This is a genomic window from Planctomycetota bacterium (genome assembly GCA_016235865.1).
Taxonomy (GTDB): Bacteria; Planctomycetota; MHYJ01; order JACQXL01; family JACQXL01; genus JACRIK01.
Genome location: JACRIK010000027.1, coordinates 24926 through 41722 on the forward strand (window position 1 = coordinate 24926; position 16797 = coordinate 41722).

Genomic DNA, 16797 nt, shown 5'->3' on the forward strand with positions numbered 1-16797 from the left:
AATGGGTTATGAAATACGCTCTTAGTGTCTTTGTGCCTTCGTGGCTAATCCTTCCGTTCAGATATTATCACCGCAGACCCAGCCCGTTGAAAATGCGGCCTGCATATTATAGCCGCCGGTCTTGGCGTCGATATCAATCACCTCGCCGGCGAACCAGAGTCCCGGCGCAATCCTTGATTCCATGGTCTTGGGGTTTATGTCCTTGGTGGCCACGCCGCCCCGGGTGACTATCGCCTCGCTAATCGGCAGGACGCTCTCCACCGTCAATCTCAAGCCGAACAACCCGTCTATCAATCTCTGGCGCTCCAAAGCGGTTATCTGGTTGGCGTCCTTATTGCCGTCCACCCGGCAATATTCCAGGAACCGGGTAATCAGTCCCTGGGGCATCAGATTCTTGAATATATTCTTTATGCCTTTGGCAGAGTTGGCCTTGAATTCACGCAACAGCCGGGCATCGAGTATCTTATTGTCAAGCGCCGGCTTGAAGTTAATGGCTACCTGCACTTTGCTCTTAAGCTCCAAGGCGTCATAGATAGCCGCGCTCAGGTCCAGCACAATCGGGCCGGATATCCCGAAGTGGGTAAACAGCATCTCGCCGAATTGTTCGGCTACTGGCTTGTTATTTGACAGGAGCGTCAGGCGCACGTTCTTAAGCGCGATACCCTGCCAATCCTTGATGAACCCAGCCCCTGCTCCCAGCCCATCCTTTACTGTTGATGGGCTGGGTGCATGCAGAGTTGTAACGGAATCATGATTATTTCGGGACAGGGGCTGGGTGAAGTGCTCCTTTATGCGCACCGCAGACAGGGCCGGTTTCAGGGCGACTATCAGATGCCCTAATGACTCGGCCAGTTTATAGCCGTCGCCGGTTGAGCCGGTCTGGGGATAGGACAGCCCGCCGGTGGTGATGGCGATATGCGGAGCCAGGAATTCCTGGCCTGAATATGTCCGGATGCCGGTTATCCCCTCACCTATCCTCTCCCCATAGGGGAGAGGGAAGGGTGAGGGGGTTAATTTCTTGTCGGCGGTCAGCACCTCAATGACCCGTTCACCGTATAGAATTTTGACATTCTTATTATTTAGCTTGGATTTCAGGGTATTCAGGACATCGGCTGAACTATCGCTCTGAGGGAAGACCCGTCCGCCCCGTTCGGTCTTGAGTTTCAGTCCGGCATCCTCAAAGAAGGCCATCAGGTCGGCGTTAAAGAACTGGGCGAATGAATTGCGCAGGAAATCGTGTGATTCGGAAAACTCAGCCAGAAACGACTTAAGGTCACCGGAATTAGTCAGGTTACAGCGGCCCTTACCGGAGATGAGCAGTTTCCGTCCGGGCGACTCATTGCGTTCGACCAGGAGCACTTGTCGGCCCCGTTCCGCGGCGCGGATAGCGGACATCATCCCGGCCGGCCCGGCGCCGATAACAATCGCGTCATAATGTTGGTCGCTGGCTGGTTTTGTCATAAGGGCATATTATCAGGAAATATTGGAAAACCAAGTAAATAGAACGTAGTTTGGAGAAGTTCGTGGGACACGATTTATAATTTCTGAGCTATATTTTTCTTCAACCAATTGACTTGTATAGGGTTATTCTATTTCCGGCATAAATCAGCCCACAGGGGGGGTACCCCGGGTATACCCACCCCCACCCCCCGGTATACCCGGTCTGGCTTTTGGGATAATATTATGTTAGTTTTGGACTAACATAATCTTAGTTTTGAGCTAACATAACCTTAGTTTTGAGCTAACATAACCTTAGCTTTGAACTAACATAATCTTAGCTTTGAACTAACATAACCTTAGCTTTGAACTAACATAATCTTAGCTTTGAACTAACATAACCTTAGCTTTGAGCTGACATAACCTTAGTTTTGAGCTAACATAATATCAGTTTTGAACTAACATAACCTTAGTTTTGAGCTAACATAATATCAGTTTTGAACTAACATAATATTAGGCCACTCAGGCCGGGGTTTTTACACAAAATCCAATTTTTCTTGTCCGTTTTTGACTTAATTGGGGGCTAATTGCGGGGCAGTTTCTACCCTGATATTTAGGACTTTATTTTCATCCGTATATATGATATAGGGGCTGATTGATATATCAATGCAGAAACCACGAATGGACACGCCCCTACGGGCGGGCGTAAGCCCGAATGAACGCTAATGGGATGCAGATGAATAAAATCTGGATTCCCGCTTTCGCGGGAATGACATCTTTATAGTCCTTTGTGAACTTTGTGGTCTCCGTGGTGAATGCTTATTTGTTTTCCTTGGGTTGACACGGCTGGGAGTTTGTGCTATCCTAACTTACTATGGACTCCTTTAAATTAGTCAGCAGATTCAAGCCCTGCGGTGACCAGCCCCAGGCCATTAAGAAGCTCGTCGCGGGCATCAATGCGAATAAGCAGAATCAGGTTTTGTTGGGCGTGACCGGCTCAGGCAAGACATTCACTGTGGCTAATGCCATAGCCAAAGTCAATCGTCCGACACTGGTGATTTCACATAACAAGACCCTGGCCGCCCAGTTATACGCCGAGTTCAAGGAGTTTTTCCCGCATAACGCGGTGCATTATTTCGTGAGTTATTACGATTATTACCAGCCCGAGGCCTATATCCCCCAGCGGGATATCTATATAGAAAAGGACGCGGCGATTAATGAGAATCTGGAGCGGCTGCGACTGGCCGCCACCTCGGCCCTGCTGTCCCGGCGCGATGTGATTATCGTGGCCAGCGTTTCCTGCATCTACAATCTCGGCTCGCCTGAGGATTATGCCGGGATGGCGCTGCCGATTAAAAAGGGTGACCGGATGCCCAGGCGGGAGTTCCTGAAACGGCTGGTGGATATGCAATACGAGCGCTCGGAGACGGATTTCAAGCCGGGCAGTTTCCGGCTGCGGGGCGGCGAGATTATAGAGATTTTCCCGCCGTACCAGGATAATGCGCTCCGGATTATATTCGGCGATAAATTAGCCCCTCACCTATCCTCTCCCCAAGGGGGAGAGGGAAGGGTACGGGGAGATACCATAGAGCAGATTCTGATGGTGCATCCGCTGACCGGACAGACCATTTCAGCCCTGGACCAATACATGCTTTTCCCGACCAAGCATTTTATCATTCCGGAAACCAAGGTGGCCCAAGGGGTGGAGTCCATCCGGCGCGAGCTGGAGTCGCATCTCAAGGCGCTCCAGAAGCAGGGCAAGGCGCTGGAGGCCCAGCGGCTCCAGAGCCGGACCAATTATGATTTGGAGATGATTGCGGAAATCGGGTATTGCAAGGGCATCGAGAACTACGCCCGTCATTTCAGCGGCCGGCCGGCTGGGCAGAGGCCGACCACGCTGATTGATTATTTCCCGCCGGATTTCCTGACCCTGGTGGACGAGTCGCACGTGACTATCCCGCAGATACGGGGGATGTTCAACGGCGACCAGGCGCGCAAGAAGGTGCTGATAGAATACGGGTTCCGGTTGCCCTCGGCGCTGGATAACCGGCCGATGAAGTTTCCGGAATGGGAATCCTCGGTCAGGCAGCGGGTGTTCATCTCGGCCACGCCCGGTCCGTATGAAATGGGGCTGGCAAGCCCCATTAGAAATGACACAACCGCTACTGATAATAATAATCGGGCGACAAAGACACCTGCCAAGGCGGGCATTTCTAACGGGGCAAGTAAGCCGGATGTGGTGGAACAGATTATTCGCCCGACCGGATTGGTTGACCCGGCAATCATCATCAGGCCGATTACCGGGCAGATTGCCGACCTGCTCCAGCGGATTCAGCAGCGGATAAAATCCAATGAGCGGGTGCTGATTACCACACTGACCAAGCGGCTGGCTGAGGAGCTGTCATCCTATCTGCAGGAGAACCGGATAAAGGGCAAATACCTGCATTCGGATATACATACGATTGAGCGGGTCAAGATTCTCAATGAACTGCGCCAGGGTAAGTTTGATGTCCTGGTCGGCGTGAATCTGCTCAGGGAAGGGCTGGACCTGCCTGAGGTGTCGCTGGTGGCGATTCTGGATGCGGATAAGGAGGGGTTCCTGCGTTCGGCTACATCCATTATCCAGACGGTCGGGCGGACGGCCCGGAATGTCAATGGCGAGGTGGTGCTCTATGCGGACCATATGACTGATTCCATCAACCAGGCGATGAGCGAGACCACCCGGCGCCGGAATATTCAGCTGGCTTACAATAAGAAGAATAATATTACGCCTAAGACCATCAAGAAGGAGATTCTTAAGGGGATTGAGATGGAAGACCGGGGCAGGGAGGTCTCGGCCCGGGCTATCGGGATGAAGTTAGAGGCGTATAAAGGGGTGGAGCTGGTTCGGGAACTGGAAAGAGAGATGTACGAGGCGGCTGAGAAGCTGGATTTTGAATACGCGGCTCAGGTCAGGGATACCATAAAGAAGATAAGGAAGAAGTAGTGGTCAATTTTGCCACAGAGACACAGAGAACGCAGAGCGACTGCGGAGTAGATACGAAGCGAACACGGAGAAATGCAACCACGAATGGACACAAATAAACACGAAAGAGAACTCCGCAGAGACCGTGAAGCGAACACGAATGGCACGAATAGGAGCGAATTACACGAATAATTATTAACCACAGATGAACACAGATGGGCGCGGATGATTTCTACTTCTTTTCCTTTACACCGGTGCACGGAGGCCAGGGATTAGTTTTGCGGTATTCTTCAGTCGGAACTTCAGCTTGTTTGGCTTCTGCGTCGACTACAAAACGATATTCTTCAGATGACCAATAGAGATATTTATTATTCTCTTCCCACCATTTAATAAACTTATTGTCAATTTTATTTTCGCATAATGGAGTGCCGTAGTGAAATAATTGTAACATATGATTTGCTATCCAACTATTAGGATTTTCAAACTGTGCAATCCTGAGATATTCATCAAATTCGGATAAGTCCTTAAAGGCAAAGGCCAATGTATATATAAGAGACAGTTTCTTTCTTGAATCAGTTGTTTTTCTTATCTCCTCCTTAAGTGCCTTATGAGCTGGTTCGCCAATATCCGCGAGTGCCATGGGGAGATAACAATAACCTCGTACAAAAGGGCTCTCCTCTTTTATTTTTGTTATTATCGGAGTTATAGCTCTACGGCCACAAGCAGCTAAAGGTTTTACATAATCACCCGATACCTCACCTCTTCTATTTAAGTGCATTTGGAAAATATAATAATGCGGCAATAGCCACCAGCCAAGAAACATTAATCCAAACAGCAATAATGTCAGGATAAACAGGTAAATCTTTTTACGATTCATAGTATAATAGGTATCACCCCAATAGGGGTATTGTCAACTACAATCTGTATAATCTGTGTAAATACCCGGTGCGCTCCGGTAGGTGCTCCCGACCATCTCTTCGCTCAGGGGAGCGTGGAGCGTATAGCGTAGAGATTTGATACAGATTACGCCAGATAGCCGTCGGTTTGAATCTTGCAGAGGTTGTGATAGACGCCCTTCTTTTCCATCAGTTCCTGATGATTACCGGTTTCTTTTATCTCGCCTTTGTGGATGACATAGATGCGGTCAACATTCTGGATGGTTGATAACCGGTGCGCGATGATGATAGAGGTCATTTTCTTGACCATCTTCTTAATGGCTTCCTGGATGTAATACTCGGTTTCCACGTCCACTGATGAGGTAGCTTCGTCCAGTATCAGGATAGACGGTTCAAAGGCCATGGTCCGGGCGAATGCCAGCAACTGGCGCTGGCCGCCGGAAAGGGTCATGCCGCGCTCGCCGACCCGGCTGTCGTATTTGTTGGGCATCTTCTCAATAAAGGTGGAAGCGAAGATATCCTCGCAGACGTCTTTTACTTTAGCCGGGGTGACGGCGCTATCCCAGAGCGAGATGTTGTCGTTGACCGTGCCGGCGAAGAGGAAGACATCCTGGAGCACGATGCCCAATCTGCGGCGCAGGTCCTGCTGGCTCATATCCTTGATGTTAATGCCGTCAATCAGAATCCGGCCTGAGTCGACATCATAGAATCGGCAGAGCAGATTGATAATTGTAGATTTGCCGCTGCCGGTCACGCCGACAAAGGCAATGCTTTCGTTCTTCTTTATCTTGAACGAGATGTTCTTCAGGACCGGCTTGCCCGGCTCGTATGAGAAGGTGACATTGTCAAACTCTATTTCGTGCCCCTGCGGGTCTTCTTTCAGTTCCCGGGGCAGGGCCGGGTTCCGGACATCAACCGGCGTATCCAGTATTTGGAAGATGCGCTCGGCCGAGGCCATGGCGCCCTGGAACATCAAATACTTATCAGCCAGGTCCTGAATCGGGCCGAAGAAGTTAATACTGTATTCCATAAACGTATAGATTACGCCGATTTCAATGACGTCGTTTAAAGCCAATCCGCCGCCGAAATATAAAATCAGGGCAATGACCGAGCCCCGGAGTATGGAGACCAGCGGTATAAAAGTTGACTGGTAAATCAGGGCCCGGCGGGACAGGTCATAGTGCTCATAATTGATGCCGGAGAATTTATTGAGGGTCTTGGGCTCCTGATTGAATGACTGGATGACCTTTACGCCGGACAGGCTTTCAGCCAGATAGGCGTTTAATTGAGCCAGTTTCTTGCGCATGTCCCGGTAGGTGGTTCTTAATTTCGGTTTGAATATCATGGTTATGATGAGCAGGGGGATTACGGCGGACAGCGCAATCAACGCCAGTTTATAGTTCAGCCAAAACATGACAACTGCCAATACGACAATTATAAATATATCATTCACTACGGTAACCATGGCCGTGGAAAGGAAATCACCCAGAGCATTAACATCGTTAGTCACCCGGGTAATCAGCCGGCCGACCGGCTGTTTGTCATAAAAGCCCAGGGACATCTGCTGGAGATGCCCGAATGTTTTCATCCTGATATTAAAGATAATCTTTTGGCCCAGTTTTGACATGGAGTAATTCTGCCAGATGCTCAGGAGCAGGCAAATAACCAGATTGGCCAGGATAATCAGGGCGATAACGATAAACTGGCGCCGGTCAAACTTATCGGACGTAATCTTTAGTTGAGGGGTTTCGGCCGGGTATAGCAATTCCAGCGCATTTCGGTTGAGCCGTTTTATGACTTTCTCGCCTTGGGCTCCTTTTATCCGGCCGTAAAGATTGGCCAGGTCTTTAGCTGCCTTATCTGAACTTGGTTTTCTTATTGTGATTAATTTTGCAATCGCGTCTTTTTGGTTTAGTAAATTATTGAGTTCCTCAACCGTATCATTCTGAATAACAACCCCATCTATCCTGAGCGCGTCACAGAGATTCTTGACGGAAAATTTGCCAGTATCAGTGGGGCTGATCGCGGGCTGGTCGGTAAATTCATTGTCAGAGAAGTCGGACACAGGCACAAGTTCATTTAACGCCAAACCCTGTAATCTCGGGCCGAGGGCCACGGATAATATAGTCAGAACAAATGTCAGGAAGATAAGCACGATTATCTGTCCGGTAAAGGGCTTAGCAAAGACCAGGAGCCGTTTGGGCAGGCTCAGGTCATACTGCTTGTCAACAATGTCGTCTTCTTGGTGATACGCTTGCATATATTTTTAACAACAGGATTTAGCCGATTAAGCGGAAATCGGGTAATTAACCTGCGCGCACTTCGTGTGCTCGGATTCACGCTCCGCTTAGTTCCGCTTAATCCCGTTGTCGTTAATTACGGCGTTTATTATATTTCTTCCAGTTGTTCTTTTATATTCTGGTATTCGCAGAATCGGGCATAGGCGTTATTCTTGGCCAGCAACTCCGAATGGGTTCCCTGCTCAATAATTTCCCCCTTGTCCATAAAGACAATCAAATCAGCCATGCTCATCACGGCCAGCCGGTGCGAGACCACCAGCACGGTCTGGCTTTGTGATTTATTGGCGATAATATTCCTGAGGATGGTTCGCTCGGTTTCGTAATCCACGGCCGAGAAACAGTCGTCCAGGATGAGCAGGGGCGGATTTTTAATCAAGGCCCGGGCCAGCGAGACCCGTTGGCGCTGGCCGCCGGAGAGATTGATACCCCGCTCGCCCAGATAGGCTTCATATTTTTGGGGTATGGAATCTATGGCTTCGCGCATGACTACGGATCCGGCGGTGTTGGATATGGTTTCGTCCGAGGCCGGGTCATCCAGCCCGAAGGTTATGTTATTCCTGATGGTATCCGAGAACAGGAAGACATCCTGGGGCACTACGCCCATCAGAGAGCGCAGGTTTTTGACGGAGTAATTCTTGATGTTGATGCCGTTAATCATGATTTCGCCCGAATCGCCGTCGTAGAACCGGACCAGCAGGTTGAGCAGGGTGGTTTTGCCTGAGCCGATGGGCCCGGTAATGGCCACGATGGAATTGGCCGGAATCTTAAGGTTGATATTCTTAAGCACCTGGATGACCTTACATTTATCCTGTTGGGGCAGCCCATCTTGGGATAATTCCGGTATCTTGTGAGAGAAATTTACGTCCCGGAATTCCACTCTCACATCGCTGGTTTCGGGAACCGGGCTGGCGCCCCGGTCTTCAACCTCCGGCTGGATATTGAGTATCTGCTCTAATCTTTTCATTGAAGCCGAAGCAAACTGGTAAAACCTAACTGACATTCCCAAGCCAACCATGGGCCAGGCAATCCGGCCCAGAAGCTGCATAAATGTTACCAAATCCCCCGGCGTAATCTGCCCGTCAATTACCTGAATCCCGCCAAAGAAAAGTATGACAAAAGCAGTGACGCCTACGTTAAAGCCCAGAAATGGATGAAAATACGAAGAAAGCTTGGCCAGCGAAAGGTTCTTTTTCAGGTAGATATCATTTGCCTCGCGGAAACGGTCTAACTGGTTGGCCTCCTGGGCAAATGATTTGACCACCCGGACGCCGGAGAAGTTCTCCTCGGCTGACTGCGAAATGCCGGACATTGATTCCTGCACCTGGGTTCCTTTAGCATGCATACGTTTACCTACAGCCCATACTAAGAATGGCAATAAGGAGCAGCTGAGGACAGTATAAAGGGTCAAGCTCGGGCTTATACCTATCATAATGAACGGCACCATTATGAAATAGAAGAAGATATCCACGATGATGATGGCGCCATCACCCAGGAACATCTTGACCCATTCCACGTCATTGGTGGCCCGGGACATGATGTCGCCGGTTCGGGCGTTGTGGAAGAAGTTCATTGATAGTTTCTGGAGATGTCCGAACAGCTTGTTTCTGATATTGTTGGCGACCAAAAGCGAGGCGCTCTGATATAAGTAACGCCACCAATAACGCAGGAAACCTTGGATGAGTATTCCGCCTATATAAGCCAGCAAAAGCAGGCCCAGTCGCCTGATGGTTTCAGTCGGATTGGTTGTGCCGATGATGCCGCCCACCGTTATGTTGACTGCCAGTCCGGTAAGTATTGGCAGGTAGACATCGATGACATCCACTACAAACAGCGCCAGGCTGGCGATGATATACTTCTTGTAGTGCCCCTTCAGCAACGGCAGAAACAACCTTAGGTTCTTGAACATAATTAGAGTTCGGTCTTATATCATTCTGGGGAAAAATCAAGTAAAATGAGCAGATGACTTACGGCGGACCGTTTAATGAACCGGGGTATTCATTGATTCCTGTGCCTGCCGGACAAAGGCCTCCAGGCGCATCTCCTCGCCCGGATTCTTGATGCCGTCCACGGTCATGGTCAGTACCGGAATGTTGTATTCGTCCTTGAAGCGCTTGAGCAGGGCGGTGACGATATTGCCGGGCATGCAGCCGAAGGGAATAATATTGAGGATGCCGTTGAATCCGGCGTGGGCGTATTCCTCGGCCCGGCCCAGGCTCAGGACCGCCTCGCCTCTCAGGGCCGGTTCAATATAGGCCGAGCCGTGTTTGACCACCACCGAGGTCGGCGATTCATAGTGGAAATGCCGGATTTTTCCCTTGAAATGCTTCTTGATTTTATTCGCCTCGCGTTCCTGGAAGACCAGGGTGACTTTCTGCTTGATGAAACTCAAATAGTCATTCTTGAGCAGGAAATCCTCTTCCCGGAGATAATCGATGTAATCCAGCCACTCCTCAAAAGGCGGCAGGGCCACCTCGGCGCCCAGCTCTTCCATTTTAGCCACCGCGTGGTTGTTGGTGAAGGGATTGCTGCGCACGTAGATTTCGCCGATGACGCCGATCTTCGGCTTGGGCTTGGAATAATCGGTCTTGATTTTGTCAAACCGCTTGATGGCGTCTTTGGTAAAGCCCTCGATATCGCCGTTCTCTTTGGGCGCGGACTCAATGAATTTCTGGAGACTCTGGAATGTCTCCGCATAAACCCGGTTGGTCTCGCCCTTGGTCGTTTCATAAGGCCGGGTTTCCCGGGCTAATTTCTGGAGCAGGTCCAGCAGCACCAGCCCGCGCCAGACGTTTTTCTTGAATTTGGCCGAACCGAGCACCGCCATATCCTTATGGAAATTGGCGGTTTGGTCAAAGGTCACTATGGGCACGTCATTTAAGCCCACCTCGTCCAGCACCATCCGGTGCAGTTTGTTATACTGGCCGAACCGGCAGGGTCCTTTGGCCGAAGGCATGAAAAAGGCGCTGCGGGCCGGCTTAAAATCCGGAAGCCGGCTCTGCTTGATAATATCGCCGGTGGTGATGATGCTCGGGAAGCACTCACGACCTGAGGTGTATTTCCGGCCGATAATCAGGCTCTCGTCATCGGACGGCGGCAAGGCCTGTGAATCTATGCCGGCCGACCTGAATGCGGCCGCTATGACAAATCCGTGGTCATCCATATAAGGGATATAGATAGTCCGGGAATCGCGCGGCAGGGCCGCCAGCGATACAGTGGCCGACGGATGGCTGCTGGTGGTGGCCAGGTTCCGGGCGTGCTTTATCGTATCGATGAACGCCTCGCACCGGGTCTGCATTCCCACGTCCGCGCTGTGCTCGTCTATTTCCAGAGACAGGTAGGGCTTGCCGTGCATCTCCTTCTCGAAGAACTTGGTGATGTAGGAATCCGGCCCGCAGTTGAAGTTAGTCAGGTAGACCGCAAACAGGTTTTTAGTCCGTCCGATATAGCGGGCCGCGGCCAGGATTTTCTGGCCGGACCGCCAGTACATATACGGATAATCCCGGCCGATTTCCTCGCCCATGGCTTTCATCGGCAGGAAGTCAATCGGGATGACCGTCATGCCCAGCTTGCGCAGTTTCTCAGCCAGATTGAGATTCAGGCCGGTGTCATAACTGTTGTAGGAACGGGTCAGCAGCACCAGGGCCGGCGCGTTCCCGGCCAGGACCTCCTGGCCGCGTTCAACCTGCCAGCGGTCGAACCGCTCCTGGGCATCAAAGGCCCGCTCCATGCAGCGCTCGACATTATTCGTGTGGTGCTCGATGGACTTGGCTATCTTCTTTAAGGTTTTTTCTATTTCCTTCCGGCCCCGGTCCATATAAAATACCGGCCGGATGATTTTAGTATTGTATTTCTTATAATCAATGGCGCTCCGGGTGGTATCCGGCAATGCCTGGATATAAGGGCAGTTGTACGAACGGTCAAAGTGTTTGCTCAGGGGCGGCATATTCACCTGGAACGGGATAAACAGATAGTCAATGCCCTTTTCCAGGACGTTAATGATATGGCCGTGCGCGGTCTTTATCGGGAAGCACGGCTCAGCCACCACGTTCTCCACGCCCTTCTTGATGACCGCCCGGTTGGTGTCGTCGGATAAGACTATCTCCAGCCCCAGCTCCGAGAAGAAGGTATGCCAGAGCGGATACAGGTCGTAGAAGACCGAGATGCGCGGAATGCCGATTCTGGGTTTGGCGGCCTGTCCCTCCTTGTGGACGGGTAAAGTGTCCGCCTGCAGCAGCATCTTCTGGCGTTCCCTGAAGAAGTTGGGCGACTTGGCCCTCAAGTGCTGGGCCGATTGCTTGTCTTCGGTATCGTCGTATTTCCCGCAGCGCGAGCCGTAGTGCAGGGTTTTGGCCTTGGACTGCTCCCCGCTGAACTTGACCCGGTGTATCTCGCAGTTGTTCGGGCAATCCGTGCACTCAAACGATGATGATTCATATTGGATATGTTTCAGGTCGAAACCCTTGAATTTGGTTTTATAATCGCTGGTCTCTCTTTCCTCTTTAGCCATGATGGCCGCGCCGACCGCGCCCAGGATATCGTGATGGGGCGGGACAATCACCTTTTTTCCGGTCACCTGCTCAAAGGCGTTCTTGACCGCCCGGTTAAAGGCCACGCCGCCTTGGAAAAATATATGCTCGCCGACCTTGCGCTTTTCCACCACCTTGTTGAGATAATTCTCCACAATGGAATAAGCCAGGCCGGAAATCAGGTCGTCCTTGGCCACGCCCAGCTGTTTGTAATAATTCAACTGCGATTCCACAAAGACCGTGCAGCGCTCGCCCAGCGAGCACGGGCCGCCCGAGCAGAATGCCCGCTCGGCGAATTCCTGGTTAATCTTGATAGCCAGTTTTTCGGCCTGCTCTTCCAGGAACGAGCCGGTGCCGGCCGCGCAGACCTTGTTCATGGTGAAATCCACCACCACGCCGTCTTTGAGCGAGATGTATTTGGAATCCTGGCCGCCGATTTCAAAGATGGTATCCACCCGCGGGTCAGCCGCCACGGCCGCCCGGGCGTGGCTGGTAATCTCGTTCTTGATGACGTCCGCGCCGAAGAATTCGCCGGTCAGATGACGGCCTGAGCCGGTCGAGCCGGCGCCTTTGATGATGACCTTATCAGCAATCTCGGTCCCGACCTCAAGCAGACCCTGGCGCACCGCCTCGATGGGCTTGCCGGCCGTCATCAGGTAGCGCCGGGACAGAACGTTGTTGTTATTATCAATCACCACTACGTTGGTGGAAATGGAACCCACGTCCACCCCGACATAGGCCTCAATCTTGGCGCCCGGCTTAGTCGGATACGGTTCGACCCGGATGGTGTAGTCGTCGTTCTTGAGCGGCGCCAGTTTCTGGATGTCTAACTTGCGCTCGGACAGGTAGCGTTCCAAATCGCTGATAATCCGGGCCGGGCCGATGGGCATGCCCTTGATGCGCCGGGGCCGGTAAGAATGGGCCAGGGATAGGACCGAGCCGATGGCGCCCATAAAGGCAAAATGCTCCGGTACGATGATGTCCTTTTCATCTATCTGGAGGATTTCCCGGAAGGCCCGAATCATGCCCTGATTGGCGGCCACGCCGCCCTGGAAGGCGATGGGCTTTTCTATATTAATCCCCTTGGCAATGCTGCTCTTAAAATTACGGGCCATGGCAAAGCACAGGCCGGCCAGGATATCGCCGATGGATGTGCCGACCTGCTGGAGATGAATCATATCGCTCTTGGCAAAGACGCTGCACCGGGCCGCCACGGTGGACGGATGTTTGGAATTCAGGGCCTCCCGACCCACGTCTTCTATCTTGATACCCATGCGCGAGGCCTGCTGGTCCAGGAACGAGCCGGTGCCGGCCGCGCAGGCCGAATTGGTGGCGAAATCAGTCACCCGGACTGCCTTTCCGTAATAAGAATCTACCTTGATGACCTTGGCATCCTCGCCGCCGATTTCAATGATGGTCTTGACTTTGGGGTAGAGCGTGCTGGTGCCGGTGGCCTGAGCGGTAATTTCATTGACAAAGGCCGCGTTGGTGAAGGTGGCCAGGTTCTTGCCGCCCGTGCCGGTGGTGGCGATGAACTCGATGTATTCCGGATTATGCCGGGTAAAGACATCCTTGAGAACGGCCAGCGTGGTCTCAAAGGGCTGGCCGTGCGAGCGGACGTATTGGGTCTCTTTGATCTTCAGGTCGCCATCCAGCACCACCACCTTGACGGCCACAGAACCGATGTCAATGCCTAAATACATAGTTCAATCAAGTAAAGAGTTCACTGTTCTCTATGATAAAGGAATGGTGATATTAGCAGGTTAGCGGAGAAATGTCAAGAAGTTTGTAAAGAAGATAACACGAATCTCAGAGCTTTTGCCTTTAATAGGGATATGGCTATACATATTGTCGACAGGGTATTACCCCCTCCGAACTACGTTCTATATTACTTGTGGTTTCCCATATTTCTTGATAAGATGTTCGTATGGTAAGAACATCCTGCGAGCGGTATTACGACCGGGTGGCCGGGAGATACGATGATTCCTACCAGACCCCATACTGGGAGTTCTATAACGCCGTGACCTGGCATAATCTCAAACGCTTCCTGCCCCGGCTGACCGGACGCCAGGTGCTGGATATCGGCGGCGGTACCGGACTCTGGGCCCTGAAACTGGCTAAGTCCGGCTATGAAGTTACCTGTGCGGACATCTCCCAGAAAATGCTGGATAAGGCCAAAGATAAGGCCGAACAAGCCGGATTCAGCTCAAAGATTACCTTCGTCAAGGCCGACATCTGCGACTTAACTCAATTTCAACCAGATTCCTTTGATTTAGTAATAGCCCAGGGCGACCCGCTGTCCTGTTGCGCTGATGCCCGTCAGGCCGTTAAAGAGGTCTGGCGTGTGCTTAAGCCCAAGGGATTATTCATCGCCTCGGTGGACAACAAGTTCGGCGGCATGCGGGTCTTCGTTAACCAGGGCGCTATTGATGAGCTGGAACAGTTCGTCAAAACCGGACAGACCAACTGGTTCACCAAGAATGAGGCCGAACAATACCCAATTACCTATTTTACGCCGGATGGGTTGCGGAAGTTATTTGCCCAGAACGGGTTTGAGATGCAGTCTTTAATCGGCAAGGTGGTTCTGCCTCTGAATTCCACCAGTGAGATTTTCAAGGACAGGAACATGTTTGACCGGTTGCTGAAACTGGAACTGAAACTCCACGCCGAAGAGGTTCTGCTGGGCTCAGCCGGGCATCTGGAAATCACGGGAAGAAAAGCAACCGCAGATAAACACGGATAAACCACTGAGAAATGTAACCACAGATTACGCTGATTACACAGATTTTAATCAGAGGAATCTGTGGTTAAAAGTATTTCATTACCTATCAAAATAGATATTTTTCCCGGTGGCCGAGAGCGGGATGCCGATAACCACATCCGCGTCAATGAGTTTCATCTGCCGGGCCAGGACGCCGACCCGGTACATTATCCGATTATCCGCATTGAGCAGTCCGGCGGTCTTGACCGCGCTACCCAGGGCAATGCCCAAATCCATCAGCCGGTAGGCGCAGTGCGGGCCTTTGAATTCCGGACCGGCTTTTGCCTTGGGTAATTTAGCGCATTGGTCATAACCGCAGGCGCCGCAATTCAGCCCGATGCTTTTGGAGTCCTTAATGCCAATCAGGACCAGGGCCTCGGATTTCCGGATGCCGGCGCTGTCCCGGTCGAAGTTCTTCTTGCCGGTCTTAGCGCCGTAGGCCAGCATAGCGCCAGCCAGCTTGGTCAAGGTAGCGCCTTCGACTATTTCTATCCTGATGAAATCCTGTCCAAGACCCTTGGGCGCGGTCCGGGCCGCTACGGCCATCAGTTCGGCTATGGTTTTTAGGTAATTCATAATGCTTTATTCATCGGATATTTTAGCGAAGACGACCTCGTGTCCGGCCCGGAGCAGTTTCTTGGCGTCTTCGTCGCATCTCAAGACCTTTTTGTAGAGCACGTCGCCCAAGATCTCGGCTTTGGCTTCCCGGTCTTCCTTGCTCAGGAAATAAGAGCCGACGGTGTCGTCCGAACAGCAGGAGCCGTCGCTTTCGTATTTCAGGGTCATGTCATAGCCCTGGTCCAGGACTTTTTGGGCGTTGGGGAACCAGTCATAGTCCTTGGCGCCCAGGTCGGCGTTGATGGCGATATGCGCGGTCAGGGACAGGTTCTTAATTTTCATTGTTTTGACCATATCTTTACAGGCCATAAATTTCTCGGCGTTAATCGCATTGCCCAGATTGATTTCCCGGACCGGCGTGGAGCCGTCCCGGCGCTTGAATTCCTTGAGGATGCCCAGCAAGACCCGGAATTGGATGAGGTTGTGCAGTCCCATAAAGCAGGAGATTTTAAATGACAGGTTGGGGATGTCATATCCGTAATAACAGCCGGCGGCAATGGTGGACCAGCTGGGATTGAGGAAGAAGTTGTTGCCGGTTTCCAGGGCGGTTCGGGTGATGCTGTCCAGATAGACCAGATGGTTGTCGTTGCCGACCTCGATGCCGCATAAGTTTCCGAAGACGGTGCCCATATTGTTCATCCGGAGTTGTTTCATGTTGCTGCCCAGGTCGAGCGTATCCAGAGCCGCGCCGGTAATCTTTTTGATGCGGTCGAACCGGTGGGCCGGCAGGGGCACGCCCAGCAGCGAGGTAGAGCAGAATTTTCCGCCCATGATGTTTTCACACATTATCAGGGTGGCCAGCAAATCGCCGCCATAGACGTATTCCTCGGTCAGGGGCATGACCGAAATCATCTCGTTGGGCAGGAAGACTGAGCCGTTGTCGGCCAGCCGCTTCATACAGTTATGGGTGACCTTGTAACCCTGCCAGGCCGAGACCTGGGTGGTGGCAATGCCTTTCCGGAGCACCCGGATATTATTTTTCTTGTTGAAGGTGCCCGCCTTGGGGAATGATTTGGCGAACTCCTCGGCTTCCTGGATGAATTTACCGAATCCCTTTTTATCGGCGGTCTTCCGGCGCGAGGCATAGTCCCGTTTGACCTCAATGGTCTTGACGATTTTCTTGGCTCCGCCGTAGGATGATTTGAGTTTATCAATGGCCTTCATTTCCGGGTTGCTCAAGTACGATGTTTTCATAAGATGCATCCTTTTCTTACGGACTGTTAAATCTTTGGTTGTTATGACCTTAGGAGTCCCGCAGGGACAGTCCGTTAAACCCCGCATAATTGCGGGGTCA

The 16797-nt window shown here is 51.7% G+C and carries 9 protein-coding genes; 2 read left to right on the forward strand and 7 right to left on the reverse strand.

Annotation, left to right across the window (positions count from 1 at the left end; genetic code table 11):
• Positions 1-57 precede the first annotated feature (57 nt).
• On the reverse strand, positions 58-1461 hold the full coding sequence (locus HZA49_08355; protein MBI5779452.1) for an NAD(P)/FAD-dependent oxidoreductase: 1404 nt from the start codon (positions 1459-1461) through the stop codon (positions 58-60).
• An 850-nt stretch (positions 1462-2311) separates the two neighbouring features.
• Here HZA49_08355 and uvrB point away from each other — a divergent pair.
• Positions 2312-4423: an excinuclease ABC subunit UvrB gene (gene uvrB, locus HZA49_08360; GenBank protein MBI5779453.1), complete on the forward strand. Its 2112-nt coding sequence runs from the start codon at positions 2312-2314 to the stop codon at positions 4421-4423.
• A gap of 211 nt (positions 4424-4634) precedes the next feature.
• Here the strand turns inward: uvrB and HZA49_08365 are convergent, their stop codons facing one another.
• The 4 genes from HZA49_08365 to HZA49_08380 all read right to left on the reverse strand — a co-directional run bounded on the left by HZA49_08365 (position 4635) and on the right by HZA49_08380 (position 13827).
• Positions 4635-5279 (reverse strand): hypothetical protein, encoded by a 645-nt coding sequence (locus HZA49_08365; GenBank protein ID MBI5779454.1) that lies wholly within the window; start codon positions 5277-5279, stop codon positions 4635-4637.
• A gap of 146 nt (positions 5280-5425) precedes the next feature.
• Positions 5426-7558, reverse strand: coding sequence for an ABC transporter ATP-binding protein (locus tag HZA49_08370; GenBank protein ID MBI5779455.1), 2133 nt, complete (start codon positions 7556-7558; stop codon positions 5426-5428).
• 128 nt (positions 7559-7686) lie between these two features.
• Positions 7687-9504: an ABC transporter ATP-binding protein gene (locus tag HZA49_08375; GenBank protein ID MBI5779456.1), complete on the reverse strand. Its 1818-nt coding sequence runs from the start codon at positions 9502-9504 to the stop codon at positions 7687-7689.
• Between the two features lie 72 nt (positions 9505-9576).
• On the reverse strand, positions 9577-13827 hold the full coding sequence (locus HZA49_08380) for a CoA activase (protein ID MBI5779457.1): 4251 nt from the start codon (positions 13825-13827) through the stop codon (positions 9577-9579).
• A gap of 224 nt (positions 13828-14051) precedes the next feature.
• Here HZA49_08380 and HZA49_08385 point away from each other — a divergent pair, with 224 nt between their 5' ends.
• On the forward strand, positions 14052-14867 hold the full coding sequence (locus HZA49_08385) for a class I SAM-dependent methyltransferase (GenBank protein ID MBI5779458.1): 816 nt from the start codon (positions 14052-14054) through the stop codon (positions 14865-14867).
• A gap of 78 nt (positions 14868-14945) precedes the next feature.
• Here HZA49_08385 and HZA49_08390 read toward each other — a convergent pair whose 3' ends face one another.
• Positions 14946-15461 carry a hypothetical protein gene (locus HZA49_08390; GenBank protein ID MBI5779459.1) on the reverse strand — a complete coding sequence of 172 codons (516 nt, stop codon included), beginning with the start codon at positions 15459-15461 and terminating at the stop codon, positions 14946-14948.
• Positions 15462-15467: 6 nt separating this feature from the next.
• Positions 15468-16697: a hypothetical protein gene (locus HZA49_08395; protein ID MBI5779460.1), complete on the reverse strand. Its 1230-nt coding sequence runs from the start codon at positions 16695-16697 to the stop codon at positions 15468-15470.
• Between the last annotated feature and the right edge of the window lie 100 nt (positions 16698-16797).